A 26,176-nucleotide genomic window follows, 5' to 3' on the forward strand; every position below is an offset into this window, starting at 1 on the left:
GTCATTTACGAAAGTAAATTCCTTGGCTTTTAAAACTTCAAAAGCCTCTATTTTGCCTTTTTCTAATCAGAGATTTTCGCTTTCTTATCCATGTAAGTCCAAAGTGTGAATCATATAGATAGAATGCATTAGTGTTTTTTGAATTTCTTCTAAATACTCTTTTACAGCTCTTGGGCTACCAGGTAAACAATAAACTAAGCTTTGGTCGATAACACCTGCAACAGAGCGACTGGTTAAGGCAGAAGGATGAATCTCGCCATATTTCATGCGAATTAAATCCATGATACCAGGAATCTCTTTATCAAGCATAGGTAGCACGACATCTGGAGTTAGATCCTTTGGTCCAATTCCAGTACCGCCAGTGGTGACAATGATGTCGCATTTATCTTCAACCATTTTTTGAAGGGTAGCGGTAAGTATTTCAGCATTATCAGGTATCAGTTGATAATCGAATTCTATAGGACGTTTTTTCTCTTCAAAGAAAGAAGTCATTAGTTTTTGGATTTCTACGCCACTTACATCTTTATAAAGTCCTTGAGAAGCACGATCGCTTAGAGTAATCACACCAACTCTGATTACTTTTTGTTTATATTTAAAAGTATCTCCGGCTTTTAAATCGCCATATTTCAGAACTCTTACAAAAATACCTTCCTTAGGCATCACGCAATTACCTACTTCTTGAAAAATCTGGCAATTACTACCATGGCATTTTTTACCAATTTGAGTGACTTCCAACTCTACATTCTCGCCTACAAAGCGATCCAATGGTAAGGTTTCGTAAAGTACTAGTCCTTCTGTAGTGATGTTTTCAGCAAATTCACCGTATTCTATTGTTCTTCCAGCTTCCTTGGAAAATTTATCGAAGCTTTCGGTTCCTAATAAGCTCACCATACGATTCCATTTTCCAGAATGGGCGTCGTTTTTAACTCCAACATCGCAAAGCTGTATTTGATCAACGGCTTTTTTTACGGTTCCTTTTTTCTCAGAAACATTTACAGATATGACTTTGAATTTTTGCATCTTAGTTTTCTTTGGTTTTTTCGATTAATTGTACAGCGTCTAATACCATGTTTTTGTCTACGGCTTTACACATGTCATAGATGGTAAGTAATGCCACCGAAGCAGCTGTTAAAGCTTCCATTTCTACGCCAGTTTGTCCTTGGCATTGTACCATGGTAAATACTTCTACTCCATGTTCTCGTAAATGGCATTTTACTTCTATTTTTGAGAGCAATAGATTGTGACAAAGTGGGATGAGATAAGGAGTTTGTTTCGCCGCTTGTATACCGGCCAATTCGGCTACTGTTATCACATCGCCCTTTTTCATTTCATTTTGGCTTATGAGTTCTACTGTGGCCTCCTCTAGTTTTATAAACCCTCTAGCTTTGGCTCTACGTTTTTGTATAGGTTTATTCCCAACATCTACCATGCTGGCTTTTCCTTCATCGTTGATATGACTTAAAGCTTCCATTATCCTCCAATATTATAAAATGAACCTACTTTATTACTGTGGCCACTTTTTGGTTTTAAACCAACAGCCATGTTATAAGCATTTTCTATACCTAATTCTTTAACATTATATCCACTAGAACTAAATAAGCAAGGCATAATATCGCCTTTAGCTGTTAATCTTAGTCTATTGCAGATACTGCATTTTCCTCCTTCACCACCTTCTACAACGGAGAATTCTCCTTTCTCAAGAGACATTTCTTGAATGAAACGTAATTGTAATCCTTCTTTGTTACAGAAAGATTTCAAATCTTCTTTGTCAACGGTGGTGGTAGTTGGAGTAACTACACAGTTTATTTTCACAGGCTCCAAACCTGCTTCTTTTGCAGCTTGAATTCCTGCTAATACTTCTTCTAGTTGACCCACTCTAGATAGCTTTTTAAATTTCTCAGCATCTAAACTATCCAAACTAATATTAACCCTATGAAGTCCGGCTTTTTTTAATTCTTGTGCAAATTCTGGAAGTAAGATTCCATTGGTGGTCATAGCGATATCTTCAATACCATCAATAGCTGCTATTTCTTTCACCAGACTCACAATACCTTTTCTTACTAAGGGTTCACCACCTGTAAGTCTAATCTTTTTAATGCCTAAACTGGCTCCAACTCTGGCCACTTCAGCAATCTCTTCTAGACTGAGTATTTTTTGATGTGGAATCCAATCGATACCCTCCTCCGGCATACAATAAGTACATCGAAGATTACAACGGTCGGTCACCGAAATCCTTAGGTAGGTGATAGGTCGTTTATAGGAATCTAACATCGACTTTATCTCCTTTTTTTAGTTGTTTTTTTCCAATAGGGAAGCATGCTAAAGCCTCCGCATTCTCGTAAGCATTAATATGAGCCGAACCATGATATTCCAAAGGATGCACTTCCATGTTTTCATCTACAACAACAGGTAAGAACAAATCTCTTTCACATACTTTCCTATCCATATCATTAGAGATAGGAAGTTGGAAGATTCTTGTGGCTTGACTTTTCCCCATTAATTTATTGATTAAGGGCTTGGTCAATAATTCAAATTGAATGGAGGAGGATACCGGATTACCAGATAGTCCAAATAAGAACTTATTGCCAAGCTTACCATAAAGCATAGGTTTGCCGGGCTGGATAGCTAGTTTTTCGAGTAGTATTTCTGCTTTAAGCTCTCGTAGAACCTCTTCAGAATAATCGAAGTCACCAAAGGAGGCCCCACCAGTAAAAACGATGATATCATGATCTGGAATTAATGATTTTATCTTCTCCAATATGGCTTCAGGACTATCCTCAACTACGCCTATATTATTTGTTTCTGCTCCTAATCTGTGGCAAAGTGCTTGTATTTGATAGGAGTTGCTATTTCTTATTTGAGGAGGAGTGATGGATTCTGATGGGTCCACTAATTCTGTTCCAGTGGCTAATATTCCAACCTTAACAGTTTTGTGAACAGGAACTTTTACCGCTCCCACATTGGCCATAATGCCAATATGTGCTGGATTAATGATGATACCTTTTTGAAGAACTACATCACCTTTCTTTTTATCTTCACCTTGGTATAAGATATTGCTTTTGCTCTTTTCTTTAAGGAATTTTATCTTTCCATTTTCTAAGGTTTCAGTTTGTTCAATCATGATTACAGTGTCTGCACCTTTTGGAACCATAGCTCCAGTCATAATGCGACTACATTGACCGCTTTGAACGACTTTCTGAGGAGCAATACCAGCAGGAATATGCTCAATCATCTCCAGCTCTTTAAACAAATCTTCCTGTTTCATGGCAAAACCATCCATGGCAGATTTAGAAAAAGAAGGGACATCGGTATCTGTTTTGATATCAATTGCCAAATATCTATTTAGCGATTCGTGAATATTCACTTCTTCGGTTTCCACTGACTGCGCGTCTTGCAGAACAATTTCCAAAGCTTTACCTAATGGAGTCATCTTTTTTAACATACAAAGTATTTTATTAAGAGCATTATGTTGCTAAAAATATTCATCATCAAACTATAAAATATACGGAAAGGACAATATCAGAAAATGACATTGTTTTACTCCTTTCCAAAGTCAACCTGATAAAATCGTCAGGTATCGGGAGGCTGATGGTTTCCCAGGCAACCCATTGGTTTTCATCTCATATATCCAATGGATACTTAGAAAATCAACTCGGAGTTTAATGAGACACAAAAGTAAAAATAAAATCAATGGAATGGCAATTTATTAACATATCGCTTTTTGTTAACCATAGCACATGCAATTAATTGAAAAGAATAATTTATTTCGTTAATAAATTGGGTTTGAAAGTGAGCATAATACTAGCCCAATAGGGCGAAGTGCTCATACCTCTTGGTACGCCCTTTACATACTCTGTAGTTTCGGTTGCAAAATAATAGCCGAAAAAGGCTTGAATATTAAAGGTCTTATCATATTTATAGGTGTAACTAAGATCAAGTTCAGCACCTAGATCCTTATTTAGGTATGAATAATCTCCTCCAACCATATATGTATAAGAAGCTGTTTCGAGCCAAAATTTATGGAAAGCTGCATATAAGAAATGTTGTTTATTAATAGACCATTTAATATTGGCGTTAAGGTCAATGAGTCCTCCATTCTTAGTGTTTCCAGGAATGACATAATAATTCATCTTACCATTATACTTAGAGCGTGCTCCATACATATTATCAAAAGCGGCATTGTTTTCTCCATCTCCGCTAATGTATTCGAAACCCGCTCCAAGTTCAATTGCATTGATTTTGTGTTTTCCCGAGATGGTTAACATATAGGAGCTTTTATTTTGATTCGAGCTTTTATTACCATATTGATAAAACACATTTGCTAAAACCTTGGTATTTTCTGTATGATAATCGAAATGCACAGCTGTAGTAGCCAAGGTATATAAAGTAGAAGTAGTATTTGGAGCTAAATAGTTAGCAATATATTCTGATAGGCTAATAGAGAATTTCTTGGAAGCATGGAATTTCATCCATAAGAAATTGAAATACTTGATTCGATATCCTAATGGTTCTTCAAATGGGCTATTGGGGTTGAAGCTTGTTTTGTCAAAGCTAAGCCAAGTGTTATTTATTGAAGAACCCAGGTGGAGCTGAAAATCATCTTTATCTAAGTGTAAAAGAAAAGCATCATAAGCCAATCCATATTGGTTCCAATTTCTCCATGATAATAATCTTCCATCGTCATAATTCCATATTTGTCGACCTGTTTTTAAGCCCCAATTCTTAGTAAATCTCCAATCGAACCAGGCTTCTGAAATTCCAAATCCTTTAGTGCTGGTTTGTATTCCAGTTTTAGTGGCTATATCGTTCTCTCCCCAGACTCTTACATCTTGTATGCTAAAATAGGAGACGAATTTTTCGTTTTTATAATTTAAATTCAATCGGCTTCGTTGGGAGACAAATAATACGGCTTCAGAATTCTCTGTGGGAAGAGTCATGAGTCCATGATTCAATTCAGCTCTAGTTCTGAGTTCTGCATTGATGGTGAATTGAGCAAAAAGGGGAGTGCTGATTAACAATACGAACAGCACTAAGAAATTTAAATATCTATTCATGATTTAGGTTTTGGTTGCCGCAAATATAAAAAAAAGAGGAGCCGTTGGGACTCCTCTTAAATATTCATCAAAAAAATTTAATGAATGAAGCAGATCTTTATTTCGTTATAGGGTTCGATGCAGTCTCTTTCCATTCGTTCATAGCACCATCATATACTTTTACATTAGGAAAACCTAAAATTGTTTTGGCAACTAAGTAAGGAAGTCCAGCTCTAACAGAAGTAGTACAGTAGAAAACAATAGTTTTGTCAGCAGTGATACCAGCAGACTTCATTAGAGATTCTAGAGTAGCTTTATCTTTTAATACACCTTGGTCAGTAACTAAAGTTTCCCAATTTAAATTAATAGCGCCAGTGATATGACCAGGACTAGGATTTTTAGTAGAAGTGCCAGCAAATTCTTCACCATCTCTAACATCAACAATAGTTACCTTGGCATCTTTAGCGTGAGCTTGTACCCAAGCCATATCCACAATAATATCAGTGTTTACATTAGCAGTAAAAGTTGTAGCTTTAGCTTTTGCGGGGGCTTTAGTTAAAGGTACTCTAGCTGTTCTCCAGGCATTCATGTCTTTCTCAAGAAGATTTACATTTTCAGCACCTAAATACTTTAGTATCCAATATACTCGTCCAGCATATTTGTCTTTTGCACCATCATAAATAATGATAGTATTGGTATTTGAAATTCCTAAGTCACCAAAAATTTGAGCAAGCTCCTCAGGTGATTTAAGCATGCCTTCAGGTTTACCATCTTTGTATAGGCTTTTGTGGTCTACATGAATAGCATCTTTAATGTGAGAAACACCATAGTTCTTGCCCGTTTGTGCAGAAACTACAACCGTGTTTTTGTCTTTTATGGCTTTGCTGAAATCTTTAGCCGTGATGATATCACCTTGAGCAAATGAAAAGCTAGCTGCAAATAAAAAGGCTATAACTAGCGTGAATGTTTTGATTGTATTTTTCATAATATAGTTTTTTTAATATTTTTAATTTACTAATGAGCTATTGATTAACAGCCACCAACTTCACCACCACCTTCGTGAACTTGGTCAAGGTTTTTCTCTTGTTCAAGAGGGTAAGTTAATTCCCATTTCTTGAATCCACCATCTAGTACCTTAACATTTTTGAAACCTAATTTTTTCACTGCGTCTACGCTCATAATACTTCTATGGCCTTTTTTGCAAATGAGTATAATGGTTTCTTCTTTTAATGGAGGATATAAAAATTGATCTTCCCAAAACTGATCTTTTGCAATTTTAAATTCAATTAAACCACGAGGGATGTTAACAGATCCTGGGATAAAACCTGGATTGAATTCATTGGCTTCTCTTACATCAATGAGCAGAACCATTCCGGTATCTAGCCAAGTGTGAAGTTCTTCAACAGTAAGCAAATCCACTGAAGGAGTGAGCTCTACTATCATTTCATCCACATTTTGATATACTTTAGTGTTATCACTGCAGGAAACCATCAAAACGATGCTTAATAATCCTAGCAGTTGAAATAAATATGACTTTTTCATTATCTTGATTTTTTCTTATTATCTATTTCTTTATTTGTCCCACTGCATGGCAGCAGCATTTTTAGCATCTACATCTAGTATGAAGCCTTCTACACCATTGATTTTTCCATCTTTGGTACAAGGTGTCATGGTAATAGTGTGATAACCAACGCTTCCGTCTTGGCATTTTCTCATCACCAAGCCATGTTCTATGGTCTCGCCCTTCATTACTTTTGCAAAAGAATCCTCTAATTCTTTTAAGGCTTCTTTTGAACGGGAAAGGCTATAGTGTTTTCCAATAACATCAGATGGGCTATGGTATTTATATAACTTCACCCAAGCTTTATTTACATCTTCAAAGTTCCCTCTAGCATTTATTTTAAAATAACCAGCTCCACTATTGGCAATCACATCGCGGAATTGATGTTCTTTATTGATCCCCATTTTCTTTTCTGTGGCTTCAAGTGCATCATCTAAGAATTTACTACTGTCTTCTTTAGACATGAGTTGTTCTTTCGTCTTTTGAAGGTTGTGTTCCATAGAGCTAATGATAAGTTCTTTGGCTTCTTTCTCATCCATCTCTTCCCAACCTGTAAGCATGGCTTTCATACTACTCATTGGCTTATGACCAGTAGTAGTTAAATAGATGTGTGCTATAACAAAGATGATAAGGAAAAAGGCACCCATGGTATGAATGGCAGCAACTGTATCTAGAGATGCCAACTCAAAAGCCATATTGGGATAATTCAAATACATATAGGCAAATCCTGACAATACCATTACTGGGATTACCAAAATTTTCAGGCCTAAATAAATCATTCTCTGTAAAGGGTTGAATTTATTATAAACTAACTTGTTTGTGGGGTGTTCGGCTCCTTTAAAAATACCTGTGATATAGTATTGTGCTTGTTCTTTAAGCATTTTTGTAGTTGGAATATATTGTCTCCATTCACCAGTGGTGAAGTGCCAGAATATGGCAAAAACAATAAGTACTAAGAAGGCCCATGCTGCATTATCGTGAAATAGAACAGCTTCTCTATATCCAAATAATTCATAATAGCCATGGATTTCAAAGCCTGTAATAGCAAGGAATAAAATGAGCAAGGCTTGAGTCCAGTGCCAGAACCTCTCAAATATTTTATATATATATACTTTCATAATTTTTCTTTTTTCAAGTGAAGAACCGACCTACTTCTCTTTGTGATTAGCATTACTACCTAAAACAACTCGGATTCCGCCATGAATAACCACACCTGCTAGTGTTAATAATAATAGAAGGATTCCCATATTATCAATTAGAGCAAATCGGTCTCTTCCAGGTAAATAGAAGTCGCGAAGATTTGCCAAGCGTCCTTTTTTACTACTAGTGTGACAATCGATACATTGTAAAGAATGACTAGCGGGAGAAACTTGATGGTTTAAAGGCCAATACATTTCGGTTTCAGCGAAATCATACTCTCCACTATATGGAAGGCCTAAATAGCCCATGCCCGCTATAATGGATTCGTTCCAATCGAAATCTACCCAATAAGCACTGTCACCTTTTACTGGCGACCATAATTTAGGTTGAACTAAGGTCATGTTTACCTTATCGTAGGGCTGTTTACCTCTGTGCACTTTAACAGGCCAAATCTTTGAACTTCCAGTGGATTCAATATTGGCATTTTTATCGGTATAAGAACCAGCTAATGAATTCATTTGGATAGGAAAAGACCTGATGGTGTCAGTAATTAGCATATGATCTGCTAAACCATTAAACCAAAAATACTCGGGAATTACATGATCGTTATAAACGAAATTCCCCTTTATACTTAGGTAATTATGATTTCCATCCGCATCATTCTCATGTGTGGGGTGGCCGTCTTCGTCTAATCGTCCAGCTGTACTCCAGTCCCAAATCATCTTTGTAGAATTGGCTTTGGCATATTCTGGAATATGACAGGTTTGACAAGCAACACGATAACCATGGTCGTTTAGAATTTTGTCTTGATGTGGTTTGTCAGTGTGACATTGGTCACATGTGACCCTGTTTTTGTTTTCAGAAGAAAGAGCATAAAGTTTACCAGAAATGTAGTGATTCTCTGTTACGTGGCATTCTATGCAACTCATGTCTTCACCTTCAGTGGTCATGTGAACATCTACTTCTCTAGAGCAGTCGTTCATGGCTTTGTCTAGGTCACCATGTTTTACATTGTTTCCGCCTCCACCCCAGTAGTGGCATATCCCACAGTTTGCTCTTTCTGGAGAGCCAACACTCTGAGATATTACATTTAAGTTCAAGCCTGCAATTGGATTTCCAGCCTTTCCTTTTTTATACATTCCACTTTGATCGTGACACACCAAGCAATCAATATTTTCTTTTTTTGAGAAATCGAAACTCTTGTCTTCCCATCCATATCCAATATGACAACGAGTACATGTTTTCTCGCTGGCATTTACTCCAATACAAAAATTGTTAAGAATGTTCGTTTTACCCACTGAAACTAAGCCTCTGCCGTGAAGTTTTTCTTTACGGTCCCAAGTCCAGTGGTTGTTGGCCATGATTTCTCCATGTCTTTCGGTGTGACAGCTTAAACAAGCCAAGGTCACATCTTGTGGACGTTCGAAATCTTGTCGTAGCTCTTTAAATTTGGTATGATCTACTACTTTTTTATCCAACCTGTCGGCTTTCTTAATGTAGTTGACCAATTTGATGTCTTTATCTTGCTCCTCATCGATATTGGTTATGTAACCAAACACAATAATCTGCGGAACAATCAAAATTAAAATTACATAAAATATCCGCTTCATACTTTTTTGTTATAATATTCACAACAAAATTAGAGCTAGTGGACTTGATTGGCAAAAAATAGATAGCCAGATACATAGGTTTAAAATCAAGATTAAATCAAATAAAACTTGATATAAATCAAGTTTAAATTTGTTGTGGAGTTCCCATTAAAAATACAATGCGCAAAAGTATTGGTTTTGAGATGTTTTTCTTCCCTCTAATCTACAAACAGTCAATGTAATATGAGGCGTTTTTAGACTGGTTTTAAGAAAGGGAAATGGAGAGGATTTGAGGGAGAATTAATGCGGAATCTTACAAACTGCTGGACGAGATTTTACAAGCTCCTCAAAATTTTGTCTTAAACTAGCTTTTATTACTGTAGAATTTTCAGAATGACAAGAGAGACAAGCGCCTATTTTTAGAACTTTGTTTTGTTCTTCCTGATTCAAGGATCTAAAATCACTTCTGGTAGATTTTCCTCTCATTTCTTTTTGGTCTATAAAACTTGTCCAAGCATCTTCTGGTAAGCCATCATATTTAGAATTTGCAAAGCTTGGATTGAATACCCATTGGTTTTTTTGGAAATCTAATCTTAAATCTCCTCTACCAAATCCTAGAGCTAAAGAATTGAGGTGGCAAGACTTGCAATCTCTGCCTTTGGATTGTGTGGTGTGTGGGCTTACTGGAGCATATAATCTATGAAAAGCATGAGCGCCTTTTCTATTATAAAAACTGGCCGTATCAATGGTCATAATCATTCCTGGTGCAGCAGATTCGTATATGAGCTTATTGCCATGCTCTCTCACTCCAATAACTGGCGCTTCATGGAAATACTTCCCAATAAACTCGTTCCACTCTCCTTGAATTTTCTTTCTGTCGAGTAAATCATAAGCCATTTCATCCTCTGAATCATAGGCATTATGACATCCTAAACATTGAGGAACCCAAGAGCTATGACAAAGAGAACAACTTACGTTTTTGTGAGCCTCGGCGGTACAGACTTCAGCTGGAGGATTTAGAGGATGTTGTTTTTCGGTGAATTTCCCTAATAAATAGGCTTCATTTTCATTAAGTACTCTTGAGTTTAAAACGGCTACATTATCGTTCAGGGTTTTTATTATTCCTAGCTCTGAGTTTATATATTCCCTTAAATCGAATACGTTTTTCTCTTCTCTATTTAGATCTTCGTAATTGGTCGTTGAAGTAAAGGCCTTACTGTGACAATCTATACATTGTATTTTTACCGCTTGCTCCTGATGTGCATATTTTTTACCATCCCCCATTACTCCTTGATAAAGGTGGCAATCGATGCATTGTAGGCCCGCTTTATGATGAACATCAGCTTCTATCATTTCGAATACCCTTTTATCATTTAGTAAACGAAGGCTATCTGTTTTTACATAATCCTTATGGGAAATTAATGTTTCATGCCATCCTTCGTAATTGGTAGAAATTCTTCCAGAGCGGCTATGGCAACCAAAACATTTTCCATTATCTACTTGTATATTGAGTTGAGGATGTTGATAATTGAGGATACTGTCTAAAGCTTTGCCATTTGAGAGTGCTTGATGAGAAGCCAATTGTGTATCTGAGTATTGGAGATGACAAGCTAAACAGCCTCCTCCTCTCGACTTTTCATGGATAGGGCCAGTTTCTGTTTTTTCTTTTCCCAAATGACAATTGGCACACAGGTTTCTAATGTGGGTTTCTGCAGGAGAATGGCCTATTTCTTCAATATGATATCGAGCATCGAGATTGTTAGATTCATGAAACACAAATTTATCCACAGCCACCAATCCACTATTACTCGTCATCAGCGAATTGTTAATATGCTCTAATTCATTGGGATGACATTCACTTGTTCCACAGGTTTGCTTAGCATTGGAAAGATTTCCGGGAAATAATACCATGCCTTGGTGTGCAATATCTTTATCGGTGCTTAGTTTGTTCCCTAAATGGCAAGAGGCACAGCCAATGGCTTGCACATCATGTGATATGACAAAGCCACTAACCTCACCATGACACCACATGCAAGATTCTTTACTTTGAATGTCAGAATCGGGTCCATTAGGCTCCTCCATTCCCCTCCATATATTATAGGGCTCAAAATATTCAGTATCCTTATTGATTTGGTTTTCCCATTTCCAATTTTCTCCTCTAAAATAAAAACCGATAATGGTTAGGGATAAGTAGATGATAGATAGTGAGATGAAGAAAACAGTGGTGTATTTTTTAAATTTACTAGGAATTAATTTCAATATATAAAGCAGGAGTATGATTAGGCCAATAAAAAATAAAGACCAAGCCGGTTCCCCCATCCAATGCAATATCTCTTGTAAGCCAACAAAATACCATGGCCCTTTTAAAGTAGCATCTAATCCTTGATGCAGTGGTGCGTTGAAAAAAGAAGACAGTAAAGCTAAAAACATCAAAGAAATGACAAAAACTAATCCTCTTGGCCAGATTTGCTTGGCATGTTCGAAAATGATGAATATGATGATGATGCTAAAGGTTGCCACGTGATGCATATAGGGAATCAACAGATTGGTAGTCTGATCACCCAATAAGAAATAGGCAATGCTATCTCCTATATATGGAATAGAAGAACTTAAGAAATGGAGGATTTCCCAAGCTTGTTTGCTATCGGCATCACCTTTCAATAGGAAACCGGAAAGCATCACTAAGTAAATAATCAATATGCTTATCACAAGTCTAAACCATAGCCCATGTTTTATTTTGGATTCTGATTTTTGAATCAAATGATCAATGAAATGAAGGATAGTGAAGATTAAAAAGAGTTGACTACTCCAATAGTGTAGGTTTCTGAAAAATAATGCAAATGAATTTTGTATACTAAAACTGATAATGGATTGATAAGGCTGATTCACATCATAAGGGATGATCAGGAAAACTCCTGAAAACAAACAAATCATCAGCATGGCAATAGACCATTGTCCGAAGGAAAACCCAAGGAATCTCTTGATCAGCGAATTCATTTATGTGTTTTTATAGATGAGGTATTTCTTTTCATCTGCAAGATACTCATATTTCAGAGATTTGAGATTTTTGGTGGCAGGGCCATTTATAACATGGCCATTGACATCATATTCTGAACCATGACAAGGACATATTAATACTCCCTCTTTTATTTGATTGATATGACAACCTAGGTGGCTGCATTGTGCAGAGTAAAATGATACTTGCTCGTTTTCTATTCTTACAAATACCCCTTCAAGGAATTGCTTGTCTATTAGTTTAGCCTCCTCAATAAATAATTGGTTTTTCGATTGAATATGTTTTTGCCTTTTTATGGAAAAGAAAGATAGCAATGCTGCAGGAAAGAGCATTGCTAAACTAAGTCTTTTAAAAAATAAGCGCCGATCCATATGGAAATTATTAAATTCTAACCATAAAGGCTGATTTCTTTCAATTTATCAAAATTGAGGACACTAATCATTTTGCCATCCACATCAATTAATTTTTCTTCTTTAAATTCTTTGAATATTCTGATCACACTTTCTGAAGAGAGGCCTGTTAAGTCAGCCAAATCGTTCCTGCTTATATTTAATTTGAATTTGCCTTTTTTAAAGACGTTTTCAGCCAAGCATAAAATGATATCTGCTACTCTTCCATGAGATTGTTTTCTAGAAATACAGTAAAATCTACCATAAATTTGAGCTGTATTAGAATTTAATAAGTTGATGATTTGAGTGGCGAATTTTGCATTTTTTCTAACCAATTGTTTGAAAATATCAACACTGATCAGTGTTGCTGTAGATTCCACATAGGTAGATACACTATATATAAAGGTGTCGTTTCCATCAAAAATAGAAGAGAGACTTACAAAATGATTGTCTGGCACAATCTTAAGAATTAAGTCTTTTTGGTTTCCCTCTAAATATACTTTTACCAGACCCTCTTTTAAGAAAACAACATGAGAGGCAAAGGAGCCTTGTTTGGCTATAACCTCACCCTTTTTAAATTTAACATCTCTCTTGTTTGCTGACAATAAAGCGGCCTCCTCTTCGGTCAAAGAATCGAACCAATTAAAGTGTGAAGTGTTAACTATACAACTGGGAGCTGCTATGGTTTCTGTCATAATTATAGGTTTATTTTAGACTAGCAAAAATAATAAAAAAAAGAACATATGTGATTTTCTGCATATAAAAACTTGATATAAATCAGTTTTTTAGAATGGATATGCCTTGTTTTTTCATGTGGAATTACCATGTCAGTTTTTCTGTTACTAGGATAACAATAGATAGATTTGTAACATAAACAAAAAGAAAGTTACTTATGAAAAATTTTATGAAGTTTTCCTTGTTAATAGGAATGATCGCGATTTTATTTTTAAGCGCATGTAAAAAGGACGAACCGACTCCGGTTCCGGCAACCAACAATTTTGAAATATTAAAGCAATATTTGGTAGATAATACTATGGATTTACCTGATGTATTAGGTTCATGGATTACTACAGCCGAAGCTATATATCCAAATATGGCATCTTTACATATTATTGATATTAGAAGTGCAGAACATTATGCTGCTGGTCATATCCCTGGAGCTGTTAATTCAACTTTAGCTGGGATATTAAATGAAGCTGCTAATGCCAATGGTAAACCAATTATTGTGGCTTGTTATACTGGCCAAACGGCAGGGCATGCTGTAATGGCTTTAAGATTAAGCGGATATGCTGATGCTAAAGTGTTAAAGTGGGGTATGAGTAGCTGGAATGCTCAAACTGCAGCAAGCTGGCAAGATAATACAGGATCTATTGCTGTAGGAAACGCAAGCTGGTCTTTCCCTGATGCTATCACACCAAACCAAACATTCTCTACTCCTAATCTAATTACAAGCGCTGAAGATGGTGCTGGTATCTTAGCAGAAAGAGTTACTGCTTTACTAACAGGTGGTATGAATATGGCTAAAAACACTGATGTTTTAGCTGCTCCATCTGATTATTTTGTAAATAATTACTGGGCTTTGACAGATGTAGAACATTATGGTCATGTAGCTGGTGCTTATAGGGTTAATCCTTTGAGCTTAGCTGATGGTGAATATTTAAATTTAGATCCTAATGCACCAGTCGTTACTTATTGCTGGACTGGACAAACTTCTTCTATGGTTACTGCTTATTTAAAAGTTTTAGGTTATGATAGTAGAAGTTTATTATTTGGTACCAATGGAATGATTTATAGTGAGCTCGAAAGTCATAAATATAGCGATGGTGAGATTATGGGATATGAATTAGAAACTTCTACTCCTGTTACTAATGGTTTCCCAGTTTTGAAGCAATATTTAATTGATAACTCAATGGATGTAACTGAAGTTTTAGCTGCAGGTTGGATTACTTCTTCTACTGATGTTTATGATAAAATGACAGATGCTGATGCAACAAATGATTATTATGTAATTGACATTAGAAGTGATGTTCATTTTGGTGAAGGACATATTGATGGCGCTGTAAATTCTACTTTGGCAGATGTTCTTACAACAGCAGAAAATGCAGGTGGAAAAACTATCGTTGTTGCTTGTTATACTGGACAGACTGCCGGACATGCTGCAATGGCGCTTCGTTTAAGTGGATATCCTGATGCTAAATTAATGAAATGGGGAATGAGTTCTTGGAATGCAGCTACTTCTGCTTCTTGGGCAAATAACACTGGTAATGCTGGTACTGAAAGTGAAAGTTGGACAGATGCTCCAGGTGCTATTACGGAGAATGTAAATTATGGTGATCCTTTAATTGATACGGAATTAACTGATGGAGCTGCTATATTAGCAAATCAGGTTCAAGTATTATTAACTGGAATGAATAAAGTAACTAATACAGATGTTTTGGCCACACCAACCAATTATTTTATTAATAATTTTTGGGATGCTACAGATGTAGAGCATTATGGTAATATTACTGGAGCACGTAGAGTAAAGCCTCTTACATTAGCAGGTGATGAATATCAATTCTTAAATCCAAATGCAACAGTAGTATCTTATTGCTGGACAGGTCAAACATCTTCTATGTTAACTGCATATCTTAAGGTTTTGGGTTACGATAGTAAGAGTTTATTGTTTGGAACTAATGGAATGATTTATGATAATTTAGAAACTCATAAATTCTCAAGCGAAGAAACCAAAGATTATCCTTTGGTAACTAAATAAAGATTCAAAGTCGAAGGGAGAATAATTTTTCTCCCTTCTTTTTAGATTCAAATCATAAAAAATAAGAAAATGAAGAAATTTTATATCGCAATATTAGCGTTAATACTTATGTTTCCCTCTTTGTCTTTTGCACAAGGATGTATGGGTTCTGATAGTGACGAAGGTGTTAAAGTTGTAGGTTATATCCAACCTCAATTCGAATACCAGTTTTTGGGAGATGATGTTAAGCCTATGCATGGGTTAGAATCAAATAATAGTTTCTATTTCAATCGAGCCCGAATTGGTGTTGTTGGAAATATTCCTTATGACTTCTCCTATTATGTAATGGCAGAATTAAGCCCAACATTAGGTGGTCCTTATCTTTTAGATGCATTTATTTCATATAAGAGATTCGATCCGTATTTGATAGTTTCTGCGGGACAGTTTAAATCTCCTTTTGGATTGGAATTAACTACCCCTTGTCAGAGTTTACATACAGTAAACAGATCTAGAATTGTTAATGAATTGGCCAGTCCTTTCCGTGATTTGGGTATTATGTTTTTAGGTTCTACTGGAGAATTACTTCCAATAAAAGATTTAGTTCAATATCGTGTGGCCATCACAAATGGTACTGGTTTAAATAAGTTTGATACTGACAAATTCAAGGATATTACAGGAAGAATTATCATTACGCCTATTGAAGGACTTAGTATTGGTGCTTCTTATAAGTTCGGAAAAGAATTGATAGCAGATACAACAGGTGTTGTGGTAGAAGATCCTATTCCAAACGAAAAATCGCGTTGGGGTGTAGATCTTTCTTTTGAGAAATACAATGTATTGTTTCAAGCAGAATATATTGACGGAAGTGATAAAGGATCCTCTTGGGTAGGAGGTGGCTGTGGTGAAGAAGCTACTCTTGTTGAAGGTGATTCTAAAAGAAATGGTTATATGGCTTTAGTTGGTTATATGACACCTTGGAATTTGCAGCCTATTGTAAAGTACGAAAGTTATGATCCTAATACCGAAAAAGATTACGACAAACAGCAAGATGTTACCTTTGGTATCAATTACTTCTTTAACGAATGGACTCGTGTTCAACTAAATTATGTTTATCGTTCTGAAGAAAGTGGAGATATTCCTGCAGATTATCATGAAGTAGATAACGATTTCTTCGTTATGCAAGTTCAGGTGAAATTCTAAATTAATTTTATAAATAATAACCATCAAAAATTTTTAATAATGAAGCAGATTTTTAAAAATATCACGATAGTTATTGCCTTCTTATTTGTACTTCCAACTGTATTTGCTCAGCTTGACATAATCAACGCTGCAGAATACAAGGCATTGGTAAAATCAGATAAAAACGTAGTAACAGTGCACGCAGGCAAAGCGAAGAATTATAATGCCAACCATCTTAAAGGGTCTATCTTAATATCATATAAAGACACTGACCAAAAAGGTGATATCAAAGGATTAATGATGAGTCCTCAAGATTTAGCCAAGTTCTTTGGCGAATCTGGAATTAGTGAAACAAATACCATTGTTCTTTATGATAATGGTTCTCAAAAATACTCCACAAGAATGTATTGGTTGCTCAAGTATTTAGGAGCACCAAATGTGAAAATCTTACACAAAGATAAAGATGAATGGCGTAAAGCTCGTCTTGTTTTAGTAAGTACTCCTACAAAAGGAAAAGCTACCACTTTTACACCAAGTGTTGATGCTAGTATTTTAGCATTAATGGCGGATGTTGAAGCTTCAAAAGATGATGCCAATATGGTATTAATAGATGTTAGAGCAGCTAATGAATTCGATGGAACTGAAGAAAAAAGCAATGGTCATATTCCAGGTGCTATCAATATTAATCATAAAGACTTCTTAACAGAAAGTGAAGCTTTCAAATCGGCTGATGAGTTAAAGGCTTTGGTTGAAAAAGCTGGAGCAACTTCAGATAAAACAATAATTCTTTATTGTACCACATCTATTCGCGGCGCGGTAGGTTATGTAGCTTTTAAAAATATTCTTGAATATCCAAATGTGAAGCTTTATGATGGAGCTGAGCAAGAATGGATCACAAAGCATAAGTTAGAAAAGTAGAATTTTCTCATGAGTAGCTTGTGAAAACAAGCTGCTCATATTTACTTATTTGCCACTCTATCCGAGTGGTTTTGGAGGATTATTATGGAAAAAAGTAGAAGAAATTTTATCAAAGTTTCAGCACTTGGTGTGGGCGGAGCTATGGCATTGGGTTCCTCATGGAATTTGGTGAATGCCTCAGTATTCGATAGCAGCAAAGGCGAAGAAGTTTTGAGCTCAGAAGGCAAAAAATTAAAGAGATACCCTACCTATTGTGAGGTGTGTTTCTGGAAGTGTGCTGGTTGGGTATATTTAGATGAAGAGGGTGGTATTGAAAAAATAATTGGTAACGAAAAAGACACTCATTGCGAAGGCCGTTTATGTCCAAGAGGCACAGGTGGGGTAGGAATGTTTAGCGATCCAGATCGTTTAAAGACACCGCTCATTAGAGTTAAAAAAGAAGATGGAGACATTTTTCAAGAAGCATCTTGGGAAGAAGCATTAGATCTAATTGCTTCTAAGTTCTCTGGCATTAAAGAAAAATATGGAGCTCCTTCGGTAGCTTTATTAAAGCATGGCTCCCCTGGGAAACATTTTGAGCATTTATTTAAAGCCTTTGGTTCCGATACCATAGGTGAACCTGCTTATGCTCAATGTCGAGGACCAAGAGAAGAAGGATGGGCTGCCACATTTGGAGGATGGGTAGGTTCACCAGAACCAACAGATATTAGAGATACAAAATGCTTGGTGCTTATAGGTTCACACATTGGTGAGAATATGCATAATAGTCAAGTGCAGGAAATGGCGCAAGCTATTGATAAAGGTTCTTGTATAATTACTGTAGATCCTCGTATGTCTACCGCCGCTACTAAATCTAAATATTGGCTTCCAATTAAACCCTCCACCGATATTGCCTTATTATTGGCTTGGATGCATGTTATTATATATGATGAATTATATGATGCTAAACATATAGAGCAAAATACACATGGTTTCGAGGAACTGAAAAAACACGTTCAAACCTTCACCCCAGAATGGGCCTATGGACATACTACCATTAAACCTGATGTGATAAGAAAGACTGCTCATGAGATGGCAAATGCTGCTCCTGCAGTCATTGTTCATCCGGGTAGACATGTGGCTTGGTATGGAGATGATACACAAAGAGGAAGAGCTATAGCCATCCTGAATGGTTTGTTGGGTTCTTGGGGAAAACGAGGAGGCTTTTATTTGAAAGAAAGCATCTCCGTACCCAAATATCCTCACCCAAAATACCCTCATCCAAAGTGGGATTGGAAAGATTTAGCCAAGGATTATCCTATGGCAAAAATGGGTTTAACTCAAGAAGTTATTAGAGCAAGTATTCCTAGTGAAGCAGGAGAGCATCAAGTTAAAGCTTGGCTTGTTGCGGGTACTAACCTTCCCAAGACTATTCCAAACAAGGCCATTCTTAAAAAAGCTATGGAAGCCGTTGAGTTTATTGCTGTGGTAGATACTATGCCGATGGATATAGTTCAGCATGCCGATGTGGTTTTACCCGAATGTACTTATCTGGAAAGATACGATGGCATCAGATCGGCTGCCAACAGAACTCCCTCTATTGCCTTAAGAATGCCAGCTAGAAAACCGATGTATGATTCTAAGCCTGCTTGGTGGATAGCCAAACAACTGGGTGAAAGAATGGGCTTGGGTGACTATTTCAATTATAATGATTATAGCGAAGTTATTGATTGGCAATTACAACAAATGGGTTCTTCATTAGAAGAAATGCAACATAAGGGAGTGAAAAACTTCCCAAGAAAATCAGGTTCTCCTTATTATCAAGATGGGGAAACCATAAAATTGAAAACCAATACTGGTAAAATAGAGCTTTATAGTACAGAATTAGCAGCTTTAGGTTTCGACCCTATGCCGGTATTTACTAAACATCCTGAACCAGATCCAGGTTTTTATCGTTTGATTTATGGTAGAGCGCCTATGCATACCTTTAGTCGTACGAGTAATAATGCCAACTTATCCGATTTAATGGATACAAACTCTTTATGGATGAATCCGAAGACAGCTAATGTTTGGGGATTTTCTGCTGGGCAGGAGGTATATTTAAAAAATCAAGATGGTATTATTTCAGAGTTTCCTATTAAAATTCGTGTTACGGAGAGAATGCGATGGGATTCTGTTTATATGGTTCATGGTTTCGGACATAGTAACCGTAAACTCACCAGAGCCTTTGGCCATGGAATTAGTGATACCGATATGATAACCAATGTAAGTATCGATCCTATTATGGGAGGTACTGGAATGCGAGGCAATTTTGTCACATTTTTAACTGAAAAACCTGAGGAGGCTGAATCATGAGATACGGAATGGCGATTGACACATTAAAATGTGTAGGCTGTGCAGACTGTGTGGTAGCCTGTCAAACAGAGAATAAAGTACCTATTGGGTATTGTAGAGATTGGATAACGGAAACTGTTGATGGGACTTATCCATTGGTAGAAGTAGAGTTGAGATCGGAGCGTTGTAATCATTGTGAAAATTCACCCTGTGTGCGTTGTTGTCCAACTGGAGCAAGTCATATTATTGAAGGAGGGATTGTATTAGTTACTCCAGAAGCTTGTATTGGATGTTCGGCTTGTATTGAGTCTTGTCCTTACGATGCTCGTTATACTCATCCTTCTGGTCATGTGGACAAGTGTACTTTCTGTCACCATAGAGTGGAGAAAGGATTAAATACCGCTTGTACCTCTGTTTGCCCGACTCACTGTATTTATTTTGGTGATTTGGATAATCCAAGAAGCGATGTTAGCCTGGCTTTGAAAAACAGGAAGTATAAGGCCTTGGCACCAGAAGCAGGTACCGGACCACAAATCTTTTATTTAATCTAAAACCTATTGATTATGAGAGAAGAATTATTTGTAAGTGGAAGAAACTTACCCAATATAGATCCTCATTTACATGCATGGCATTGGCCTATTCCAGTATATCTTTTTCTCGGTGGTCTGGCTGCCGGTTTGTTATTCTTTGCCAGTTATTATACTATTCTTGGAAAAGAGAAAACAATGCCTACCGTTGTAAAATGGGCTCCTTTTATTGTTCCTATTGCCTTAGTTGTTGGTTTAATGGCACTTTTCTATGACCTAACCAATAAGCTATATTTTTGGCGGCTTTATACCACGCTTCGATTGGAGTCTCCCATGTCGTGGGGTGCTTGGGTATTGATGTTGGTGACACCGTTATCGATGGTTTGGGTAGCTACCTATATCAAAGAGTTGATTCCATCTTGGGATTGGAAGTTTCCAATCATAGAAAATACCATTGAGTGGTTTGCCAAGTACAGAAAAGTGATGGCTTGGATTTTATTACCTATGAGTATCATTTTAGGTATTTATACAGGAATTTTATTGTCTGCCTTTAATGCTCGTCCACTATGGAACAATTCCATCTTAGGACCTCTATTTTTAGTCTCTGGATTATCCACTGCTGCGGCATTGATTATCTGGACCTCTAAAGATCATGCAGAAAGACTCCTCTTCAGTAAAATCGATTTGGTTTTAATTGGAATTGAGCTTTTCATTATTGTTCATATGATGATGGGATTTATGGCCGGACCGAGTGTACAACTGGAAGCTGCTGCTTTATTGTTTGGTGGTGCATATACTGTTGTTTTTTGGGTGTTTGTAGTTATCCTAGGATTATTATTCCCCGCAGCTTTAGAAATTGCCGAATTGATGGGTAATAAAATACCTGTAGCCGTTCCTGCAATCATGGTGTTGATGGGAGGCTTGATATTTAGATTTGTGATGGTGGAAGCCGGACAGATAACCAGATATCTCTATTAATACTCATTTAAAATTTGTAATTATGAATTTCTTATTAGAAGATAGAAAAACACGGATTTATTGGAATCCATATTTTGGTGGTTTCTTGTTGGGCCTCATCGTTATATTTTCATTTTATGTAAGTGGACGAGGAATAGGAGCCAGCGGAGGAGTAAAAAGCGCTGTAGTGGCAACAGTGAATGCTGTAGCTCCTTCACATGCTGAGAATTCTGCCTATTTCAGTAAATTTTTAAAAGGAGATAAAAGCCCTTTAAATACTTGGTTGGTATTTCAAATGTTGGGTGTTATTGCTGGAGCTTTTTTCTCTGGTGCCGTTAATAACCGACTAAAGATTAGAATCCAACATTCACCTAAGATTACAGCCAAAACTAGGCTCTGGTTTGTGTTATTGGGAGGTTTCCTTTTTGGAGGAGGTTCTCAATTAGCAAGAGGCTGTACCAGCGGAGGTGCTTTGAGTGGCTTTGCGGCTAACTCTTTAGGTGGACTTATTATTATGATAAGCATATTTGGCTCCGGCTATTTGTTTGCTTATTTCTTTAGAAAATTATGGATTTAATCATCAAAAAAGAAAAATTATGGGACCTTTAATTCCGAATGAAATAATATCGCCCGAATGGAATCATGTTTTTGCTGTGCTTATAGGTATTGCCTTTGGTATAGTGATGGAATCTAGTGGGTTTTCTTCCTCCCGAAAAATCATGGGCTCTTTTTATGGTTATGATTTTACCATGATTAGAGTATTTATGACCGCAGCCATCACTTCATTGATAGGAGTATTATATATGGATTATTTTGGCTGGATTGATAGAACTGAGTTATTTGTTGTGCCAACCTATTTGGGTGCTACCATTACTGGTGGGGCATTGATGGGCTTGGGATTTCTTGCTGCAGGCTTTTGTCCAGGAACAAGTTTCTTGGCCGCAGCCATTGGTAAGGTTGATGGTATGGTATTTATTGGTGGTGCCTTTTTAGGCATCCTGTTTTTTGGTGAGATTTTTCCTCTCATCAGTGATTTCTATTATGCCAATTACTTAGGACATATCACAGTAGAAGAAAGCTTAGGGATAGCACCAGATTGGTTTGCTTTGATTTTTGCGGTCATTGCTGTTGTTGTTTTCTATGTGCTCAGTATCATCAGAAAAAGCGTTGAAAAAGTTAAATACTAAAAAGAAAAGCGATGTCAAAAAGATATATATTCATATCAGTCGTATTTATAGCAATGGCTTTGGTTTTGGTTTTGCTTCCAAAACAACAAAACAGAGATGCTTTTCGACCTGATTTATTATTATTAGAAATAAATAGTGGTGAAAGATTCCTCTCAGTTGATCATATCGCTGAAAGAATTATTCAAGGGGATCCTTCTATTTTATTAGTAGATGTGAGAAGCTCAGATTTATATGATGAATATCATATTCCTGGCGCTATCAATATTCCGCTAAACGAGGTGTTGAACGATTCCTTGAATGCGGCTCTTCTATTGCCATTTAAAGATATTGTTTTCTATAGTAATTCTACACTAAGTGCAGATCAAGCATGGATATTGTGTAGAAGAAACAAAATGGAAAGCCAATATGTAATGGAAGGTGGACTTAATACTTGGTTCGACCATATTATGACTCCAGAGCCTCCTCAAGAAGTAGAAGGAAATGATGCCATTGCCTTGTATGAATTTAGAAAAGGGGCAAGCGTATTCTTTGGAATGCCAGCTCCTGTAGTTCAATATACTGCTCCTGAAAATACAAATGCAAAACCTGCTGCTGTTAAGAAATCCAAACCTGCTAAACAAGTGATTGAGCTTAAAAAGGTGGAAGAGGAAGAAGAGGAAGAAGAAGGCTGCTAAAAGTCAATTGATAATTTTTAAACGATAAAAAGATGAAAGAATTAAAAAGAACAAAGAGACTTTCTGTTAGCATCATAGGCTATTTAGCTATTATCCTCATTGGTTTAATGAGTTTAAATACTCCTGGCATTTATTTTAATGTATGTGAGGGTCATGTTATGGACGAGCTTGCTGAGATGAGTAATGAAGTTTTTCCTGATGAGGCTTTGGATTATATAGAAAACAATGAGCCAGGATATTTATTTATTGATGTGAGAGATGAGTATAAATACCTTCAAAGTCATTTAGATGATGCGATAAATATACCTATGAACCAACTTTTGGAGGACGACAACATTGAGGTTTTTCAAAAGGCACAACAAGATAGTCTAATAGTGGTCTTCTATGGTGATAGTCAAATACAGGCTAATGGAGCTTGGATGCTCATGTATCAACTTGGATATACCAATGCAAAAACAATGTTGGGAGGCTATGATTTAGTTGCATCTCCAGATTTTGATCCTGATCTTATGGAAGCTTATTTATTAGAGGAAGCTCAATATGATTTCTATATGATTATGGAGGAAGCTCGTGATCAAGTAGAAAACCCTATGATACTTGAGGATAAGCCTACCATGCAGATTGTTCCGGTTCAGCGAGTAGAAAACGAAATTGATGAAGGAGGATGTTAAACGAAATATTTTGATAATTATTTAATACTGTTTGGGCTATCTACTTAATAGAATTTACTTCGTTATTTAAGCGCGATCATTCATAAGTTAGTAGAATGTTAAGTAGTAGCCCTTTTTTTAGTTCAAAGCCTTTCTGAAATATGTTATGGCCAATAAACCCATTGATAAACCAATGATTATCCAACTGATTATTCCAAAAGAATTTTCATAAAAACCACATCCAGCCTCACAGAGATTAGCAAAGATTCCAACTAAGGAAATCATGAAATAATCTACAAAAAGCACTACCGAAACAACTAATAAAAACACGATTAACTTTTTCATTTCTCCTCCTATTTTATAAAGTGTTGTTCTTCACAACCTTCAATTAATTATATGGTAAAAATACAACCTTCAAACCCTATCAAACAATAGTATTCGTGTGAGACTAGTGGTTGTAAGGTGTGATAAACCCTATATGAAAATGTGGAAAATCTCACATAAAACAGCAATAATATTTTGGTAATAAGGTGTGAAATGTAGTAGATTTGTACTTATAATATTGTTAATCAAAACACAAACAGTATTTATAATGTGAAATACATCACATTGTGATAAAGACGCTATAAATGGGAAATGCAAATTGTAAGAAGTGTGATAAAATCTCTTGTGCAGCACTAAACTTAAGTACAACTCAGTTGGAATTGCAAAATTCTACCTGCAATGAGTCTACTATAAAAGCGGGTGATGTGATTCTATCGGAAGGCTCACTAACCTCTCATATTATTTATCTACGATCAGGATTAGTTAAAGAATTTCAACGTGTTGAGAATTCGAAACATGAATATATCATGAACTTGATTAAAGAAAAAGCTTATTTGGGTTTACACTCTTTATTTGGAGATAAGTATAATCACTATTCATATACCGCCCTTACCGATGTAAGTGTGTGTTATATAGATAGAAACATATTTAAAACCCTCTTGCTTGAAAACGGGCAGTTTGGGTATAAAATATTAGAGGCTGTGAGTAGAGATAGTTTAAATACCTATCACCGCTTTGTAACTCAGCACCAGAAGAAAATATTTGGAAAGTTAGCCGATGCTTTGCTCTATTTCTCAAAGAATATTTATAACAGTGAGAGTTTTTATTTGCATTTAAACAGAAATGAAATTTCCTATCTAATAGGGACTAGTAGGGAGAGCGTATCCAAACAACTTAGACAATTTGAGGAAGAGGGGCTAATCACCATGAAGGGACGAATTGTAAACATATTAAAACCACTTGAGCTCGAGCGCATCAGCAAATTTGGATAAAGGAAGGGATTAATTATGGCTAAACCAGTGTATACTAAAGAATGTTTAGAAGCATTCTGTGGAAATCTTTCAACTTGTGAACTCACTGTTGAGGATATTGAATTATTAAATCAGCATAGGGTTGAGGTAAAATATAATAAAGGGGAAAATGTTTGTAAACAAGGTTCTTTTGCTAATCATTTGATTTATATCAAAGAAGGTTTGTCAAAATCCTATTTAGAAGAGGATAACAAGGTTCAGATCATATGTATTAATCCGGCAGACTGTCTTCTCGGAATTCAATCAATGACCACTTCTAGTATTTTTCATTATTCTGTAGCAGCATTAGAAGATGTTTATGCTTGTTTGTTCGATATGGATGTAGTCAGAACCATTGCAAAGAGAAATCCGGGTTTTGGATATGCCTTATTGTCACAAGCTAATGAAGCACAGATACTTACCTATGATCGATTTTATAGCTTAACGATGAAGCAATTACATGGTAGAATGGCCGATATTATTCTTTGTTTAACCAATAGAGTATATAAAGCCGATCAATTTATTGTTAATCTTTCTAGGAAAGACTTAGCAGAACTCACTGCCATGTCGAACGAGTCTGCAACCCGAATTCTTAAGGATTTTAAGGATGATAAAATCATAGATTTGGATGGGAAAGCCATCACAATTTTGGATAAAAAGAAACTAGTTCAGGTCAGTAGGTTTGGTTAAAAAAACTCTACGTATAGATTCGTTCACTTGATTGGTTGCCGATTCTTGTAGAACCTAAAATAATTGCATCCTAATAATTATTAAAGATTTCTCGCTTCGCATCAAAATGACAGATGTTTTGACAAAGAAATAGGAAGAAGGGGTTTTAATATGAAACTTGTATTGGACATTATTGAACCTAAATTTAGAAAAATCAGATTATTTCTTGTTTGGATTTGAGCTATTTTATATACTGAAGTTTCGCACCAAATCAGACTGCCTTATCAAGCTGAATTAGAATAGGTT

General features: G+C 36.2%; 25 protein-coding genes and 1 riboswitch. Of the genes, 12 read left to right on the forward strand and 13 right to left on the reverse strand.

Annotation, left to right across the window (positions count from 1 at the left end; all coding sequences use genetic code 11):
• Nucleotides 1–84: 84 nt before the first annotated feature.
• From HNS38_RS09380 to HNS38_RS09435, 12 genes are all read right to left on the reverse strand, one after another.
• On the reverse strand, nt 85–1,020 hold the full coding sequence (locus HNS38_RS09380; RefSeq protein WP_172280653.1) for an MOSC domain-containing protein: 936 nt from the start codon (nt 1,018–1,020) through the stop codon (nt 85–87).
• Nucleotide 1,021: 1 nt separating this feature from the next.
• Entirely contained in the window at nt 1,022–1,471 is a 450-nt protein-coding gene (gene moaC / locus HNS38_RS09385) for a cyclic pyranopterin monophosphate synthase MoaC (RefSeq protein WP_172280655.1), read from the reverse strand.
• On the reverse strand, nt 1,471–2,271 hold the full coding sequence (locus HNS38_RS09390) for a GTP 3',8-cyclase MoaA (protein ID WP_172280656.1): 801 nt from the start codon (nt 2,269–2,271) through the stop codon (nt 1,471–1,473). Before HNS38_RS09390 ends, moaC begins: the two co-directional genes overlap by 1 nt.
• Complete coding sequence (glp, locus tag HNS38_RS09395; protein WP_172346344.1) at nt 2,255–3,442, reverse strand: gephyrin-like molybdotransferase Glp; 1,188 nt, start codon at nt 3,440–3,442, stop codon at nt 2,255–2,257. Before glp ends, HNS38_RS09390 begins: the two co-directional genes overlap by 17 nt.
• A gap of 82 nt (nt 3,443–3,524) precedes the next feature.
• Nucleotides 3,525–3,670, reverse strand: a riboswitch (molybdenum cofactor riboswitch).
• 91 nt (nt 3,671–3,761) lie between these two features.
• Entirely contained in the window at nt 3,762–5,054 is a 1,293-nt protein-coding gene (locus HNS38_RS09400) for an alginate export family protein (RefSeq protein WP_172280660.1), read from the reverse strand.
• Nucleotides 5,055–5,151: 97 nt separating this feature from the next.
• Nucleotides 5,152–6,018 carry a sulfurtransferase gene (locus tag HNS38_RS09405; protein WP_172280661.1) on the reverse strand — a complete coding sequence of 289 codons (867 nt, stop codon included), beginning with the start codon at nt 6,016–6,018 and terminating at the stop codon, nt 5,152–5,154.
• Between the two features lie 44 nt (nt 6,019–6,062).
• On the reverse strand, nt 6,063–6,575 hold the full coding sequence (locus HNS38_RS09410) for a rhodanese-like domain-containing protein (RefSeq protein ID WP_172280663.1): 513 nt from the start codon (nt 6,573–6,575) through the stop codon (nt 6,063–6,065).
• Nucleotides 6,576–6,605: 30 nt separating this feature from the next.
• Nucleotides 6,606–7,712: a cytochrome b/b6 domain-containing protein gene (locus tag HNS38_RS09415; RefSeq protein ID WP_172346345.1), complete on the reverse strand. Its 1,107-nt coding sequence runs from the start codon at nt 7,710–7,712 to the stop codon at nt 6,606–6,608.
• A 30-nt stretch (nt 7,713–7,742) separates the two neighbouring features.
• Entirely contained in the window at nt 7,743–9,344 is a 1,602-nt protein-coding gene (locus HNS38_RS09420) for a tetrathionate reductase family octaheme c-type cytochrome (protein WP_172280667.1), read from the reverse strand.
• Between the two features lie 279 nt (nt 9,345–9,623).
• Nucleotides 9,624–12,320, reverse strand: a complete 2,697-nt coding sequence (locus tag HNS38_RS09425) for a hypothetical protein (protein ID WP_172346346.1) — start codon at nt 12,318–12,320, stop codon at nt 9,624–9,626.
• Nucleotides 12,321–12,710 carry a ubiquinol-cytochrome c reductase iron-sulfur subunit gene (locus HNS38_RS09430; protein ID WP_172280671.1) on the reverse strand — a complete coding sequence of 130 codons (390 nt, stop codon included), beginning with the start codon at nt 12,708–12,710 and terminating at the stop codon, nt 12,321–12,323.
• A gap of 17 nt (nt 12,711–12,727) precedes the next feature.
• Nucleotides 12,728–13,423, reverse strand: coding sequence for a Crp/Fnr family transcriptional regulator (locus tag HNS38_RS09435; protein ID WP_172280673.1), 696 nt, complete (start codon nt 13,421–13,423; stop codon nt 12,728–12,730).
• A gap of 197 nt (nt 13,424–13,620) precedes the next feature.
• Here HNS38_RS09435 and HNS38_RS09440 point away from each other — a divergent pair, with 197 nt between their 5' ends.
• The 10 genes from HNS38_RS09440 to HNS38_RS09485 all read left to right on the forward strand — a co-directional run bounded on the left by HNS38_RS09440 (nt 13,621) and on the right by HNS38_RS09485 (nt 23,888).
• Entirely contained in the window at nt 13,621–15,483 is a 1,863-nt protein-coding gene (locus HNS38_RS09440; protein ID WP_172280675.1) for a rhodanese-like domain-containing protein, read from the forward strand.
• Between the two features lie 69 nt (nt 15,484–15,552).
• A complete protein-coding gene (locus HNS38_RS09445) occupies nt 15,553–16,662 on the forward strand; it encodes a porin (protein WP_172280677.1) in 1,110 nt (369 codons plus the stop codon).
• Between the two features lie 39 nt (nt 16,663–16,701).
• Nucleotides 16,702–17,559, forward strand: coding sequence for a sulfurtransferase (locus HNS38_RS09450; protein WP_172346347.1), 858 nt, complete (start codon nt 16,702–16,704; stop codon nt 17,557–17,559).
• An 84-nt stretch (nt 17,560–17,643) separates the two neighbouring features.
• Entirely contained in the window at nt 17,644–19,893 is a 2,250-nt protein-coding gene (locus HNS38_RS09455; RefSeq protein WP_172280682.1) for a molybdopterin-dependent oxidoreductase, read from the forward strand.
• Nucleotides 19,890–20,423 carry a 4Fe-4S dicluster domain-containing protein gene (locus HNS38_RS09460; RefSeq protein WP_172280684.1) on the forward strand — a complete coding sequence of 178 codons (534 nt, stop codon included), beginning with the start codon at nt 19,890–19,892 and terminating at the stop codon, nt 20,421–20,423. Before HNS38_RS09455 ends, HNS38_RS09460 begins: the two co-directional genes overlap by 4 nt.
• Before the next feature lie 12 nt (nt 20,424–20,435).
• Nucleotides 20,436–21,377 carry an NrfD/PsrC family molybdoenzyme membrane anchor subunit gene (gene nrfD, locus HNS38_RS09465; RefSeq protein WP_172346348.1) on the forward strand — a complete coding sequence of 314 codons (942 nt, stop codon included), beginning with the start codon at nt 20,436–20,438 and terminating at the stop codon, nt 21,375–21,377.
• Between the two features lie 22 nt (nt 21,378–21,399).
• Nucleotides 21,400–21,933: a YeeE/YedE thiosulfate transporter family protein gene (locus tag HNS38_RS09470; protein WP_172280688.1), complete on the forward strand. Its 534-nt coding sequence runs from the start codon at nt 21,400–21,402 to the stop codon at nt 21,931–21,933.
• Nucleotides 21,934–21,952: 19 nt separating this feature from the next.
• Nucleotides 21,953–22,543 carry a YeeE/YedE thiosulfate transporter family protein gene (locus tag HNS38_RS09475; protein WP_172280690.1) on the forward strand — a complete coding sequence of 197 codons (591 nt, stop codon included), beginning with the start codon at nt 21,953–21,955 and terminating at the stop codon, nt 22,541–22,543.
• An 11-nt stretch (nt 22,544–22,554) separates the two neighbouring features.
• Entirely contained in the window at nt 22,555–23,217 is a 663-nt protein-coding gene (locus HNS38_RS09480; RefSeq protein WP_172280692.1) for a rhodanese-like domain-containing protein, read from the forward strand.
• A gap of 32 nt (nt 23,218–23,249) precedes the next feature.
• Nucleotides 23,250–23,888 (forward strand): rhodanese-like domain-containing protein, encoded by a 639-nt coding sequence (locus tag HNS38_RS09485; RefSeq protein WP_172280694.1) that lies wholly within the window; start codon nt 23,250–23,252, stop codon nt 23,886–23,888.
• Between the two features lie 117 nt (nt 23,889–24,005).
• Here the strand turns inward: HNS38_RS09485 and HNS38_RS09490 are convergent, their stop codons facing one another.
• Nucleotides 24,006–24,212 (reverse strand): hypothetical protein, encoded by a 207-nt coding sequence (locus tag HNS38_RS09490; RefSeq protein WP_172280696.1) that lies wholly within the window; start codon nt 24,210–24,212, stop codon nt 24,006–24,008.
• A 284-nt stretch (nt 24,213–24,496) separates the two neighbouring features.
• Between HNS38_RS09490 and HNS38_RS09495 the strand changes: the two genes are divergently transcribed.
• Nucleotides 24,497–25,183: a Crp/Fnr family transcriptional regulator gene (locus HNS38_RS09495; RefSeq protein WP_172280698.1), complete on the forward strand. Its 687-nt coding sequence runs from the start codon at nt 24,497–24,499 to the stop codon at nt 25,181–25,183.
• A gap of 15 nt (nt 25,184–25,198) precedes the next feature.
• Nucleotides 25,199–25,891, forward strand: a complete 693-nt coding sequence (locus HNS38_RS09500; RefSeq protein WP_172280700.1) for a Crp/Fnr family transcriptional regulator — start codon at nt 25,199–25,201, stop codon at nt 25,889–25,891.
• Nucleotides 25,892–26,176: the final 285 nt, after the last annotated feature.

Source organism: Lentimicrobium sp. L6 (genome assembly GCF_013166655.1).
Classification (GTDB): domain Bacteria; phylum Bacteroidota; class Bacteroidia; order Bacteroidales; family UBA12170; genus UBA12170.

Coding starts and splice junctions, on each gene's coding strand:
- HNS38_RS09425 (WP_172346346.1), bottom strand. CDS start 12,320: ATGAATTCGCTGATCAAGAGATTCCTTGGGTTTTCCTTCGGACAATGG.
- HNS38_RS09435 (WP_172280673.1), bottom strand. CDS start 13,423: ATGACAGAAACCATAGCAGCTCCCAGTTGTATAGTTAACACTTCACAC.
- HNS38_RS09400 (WP_172280660.1), bottom strand. CDS start 5,054: ATGAATAGATATTTAAATTTCTTAGTGCTGTTCGTATTGTTAATCAGC.
- HNS38_RS09440 (WP_172280675.1), top strand. CDS start 13,621: ATGAAAAATTTTATGAAGTTTTCCTTGTTAATAGGAATGATCGCGATT.
- HNS38_RS09445 (WP_172280677.1), top strand. CDS start 15,553: ATGAAGAAATTTTATATCGCAATATTAGCGTTAATACTTATGTTTCCC.
- HNS38_RS09415 (WP_172346345.1), bottom strand. CDS start 7,712: ATGAAAGTATATATATATAAAATATTTGAGAGGTTCTGGCACTGGACT.
- moaC (WP_172280655.1), bottom strand. CDS start 1,471: ATGGAAGCTTTAAGTCATATCAACGATGAAGGAAAAGCCAGCATGGTA.
- HNS38_RS09380 (WP_172280653.1), bottom strand. CDS start 1,020: ATGCAAAAATTCAAAGTCATATCTGTAAATGTTTCTGAGAAAAAAGGA.
- HNS38_RS09450 (WP_172346347.1), top strand. CDS start 16,702: ATGAAGCAGATTTTTAAAAATATCACGATAGTTATTGCCTTCTTATTT.
- HNS38_RS09470 (WP_172280688.1), top strand. CDS start 21,400: ATGAATTTCTTATTAGAAGATAGAAAAACACGGATTTATTGGAATCCA.
- HNS38_RS09480 (WP_172280692.1), top strand. CDS start 22,555: ATGTCAAAAAGATATATATTCATATCAGTCGTATTTATAGCAATGGCT.
- glp (WP_172346344.1), bottom strand. CDS start 3,442: ATGTTAAAAAAGATGACTCCATTAGGTAAAGCTTTGGAAATTGTTCTG.
- nrfD (WP_172346348.1), top strand. CDS start 20,436: ATGAGAGAAGAATTATTTGTAAGTGGAAGAAACTTACCCAATATAGAT.
- HNS38_RS09495 (WP_172280698.1), top strand. CDS start 24,497: ATGGGAAATGCAAATTGTAAGAAGTGTGATAAAATCTCTTGTGCAGCA.
- HNS38_RS09390 (WP_172280656.1), bottom strand. CDS start 2,271: ATGTTAGATTCCTATAAACGACCTATCACCTACCTAAGGATTTCGGTG.
- HNS38_RS09430 (WP_172280671.1), bottom strand. CDS start 12,710: ATGGATCGGCGCTTATTTTTTAAAAGACTTAGTTTAGCAATGCTCTTT.
- HNS38_RS09500 (WP_172280700.1), top strand. CDS start 25,199: ATGGCTAAACCAGTGTATACTAAAGAATGTTTAGAAGCATTCTGTGGA.
- HNS38_RS09405 (WP_172280661.1), bottom strand. CDS start 6,018: ATGAAAAATACAATCAAAACATTCACGCTAGTTATAGCCTTTTTATTT.
- HNS38_RS09455 (WP_172280682.1), top strand. CDS start 17,644: ATGGAAAAAAGTAGAAGAAATTTTATCAAAGTTTCAGCACTTGGTGTG.
- HNS38_RS09490 (WP_172280696.1), bottom strand. CDS start 24,212: ATGAAAAAGTTAATCGTGTTTTTATTAGTTGTTTCGGTAGTGCTTTTT.
- HNS38_RS09475 (WP_172280690.1), top strand. CDS start 21,953: ATGGGACCTTTAATTCCGAATGAAATAATATCGCCCGAATGGAATCAT.
- HNS38_RS09420 (WP_172280667.1), bottom strand. CDS start 9,344: ATGAAGCGGATATTTTATGTAATTTTAATTTTGATTGTTCCGCAGATT.
- HNS38_RS09485 (WP_172280694.1), top strand. CDS start 23,250: ATGAAAGAATTAAAAAGAACAAAGAGACTTTCTGTTAGCATCATAGGC.
- HNS38_RS09410 (WP_172280663.1), bottom strand. CDS start 6,575: ATGAAAAAGTCATATTTATTTCAACTGCTAGGATTATTAAGCATCGTT.
- HNS38_RS09460 (WP_172280684.1), top strand. CDS start 19,890: ATGAGATACGGAATGGCGATTGACACATTAAAATGTGTAGGCTGTGCA.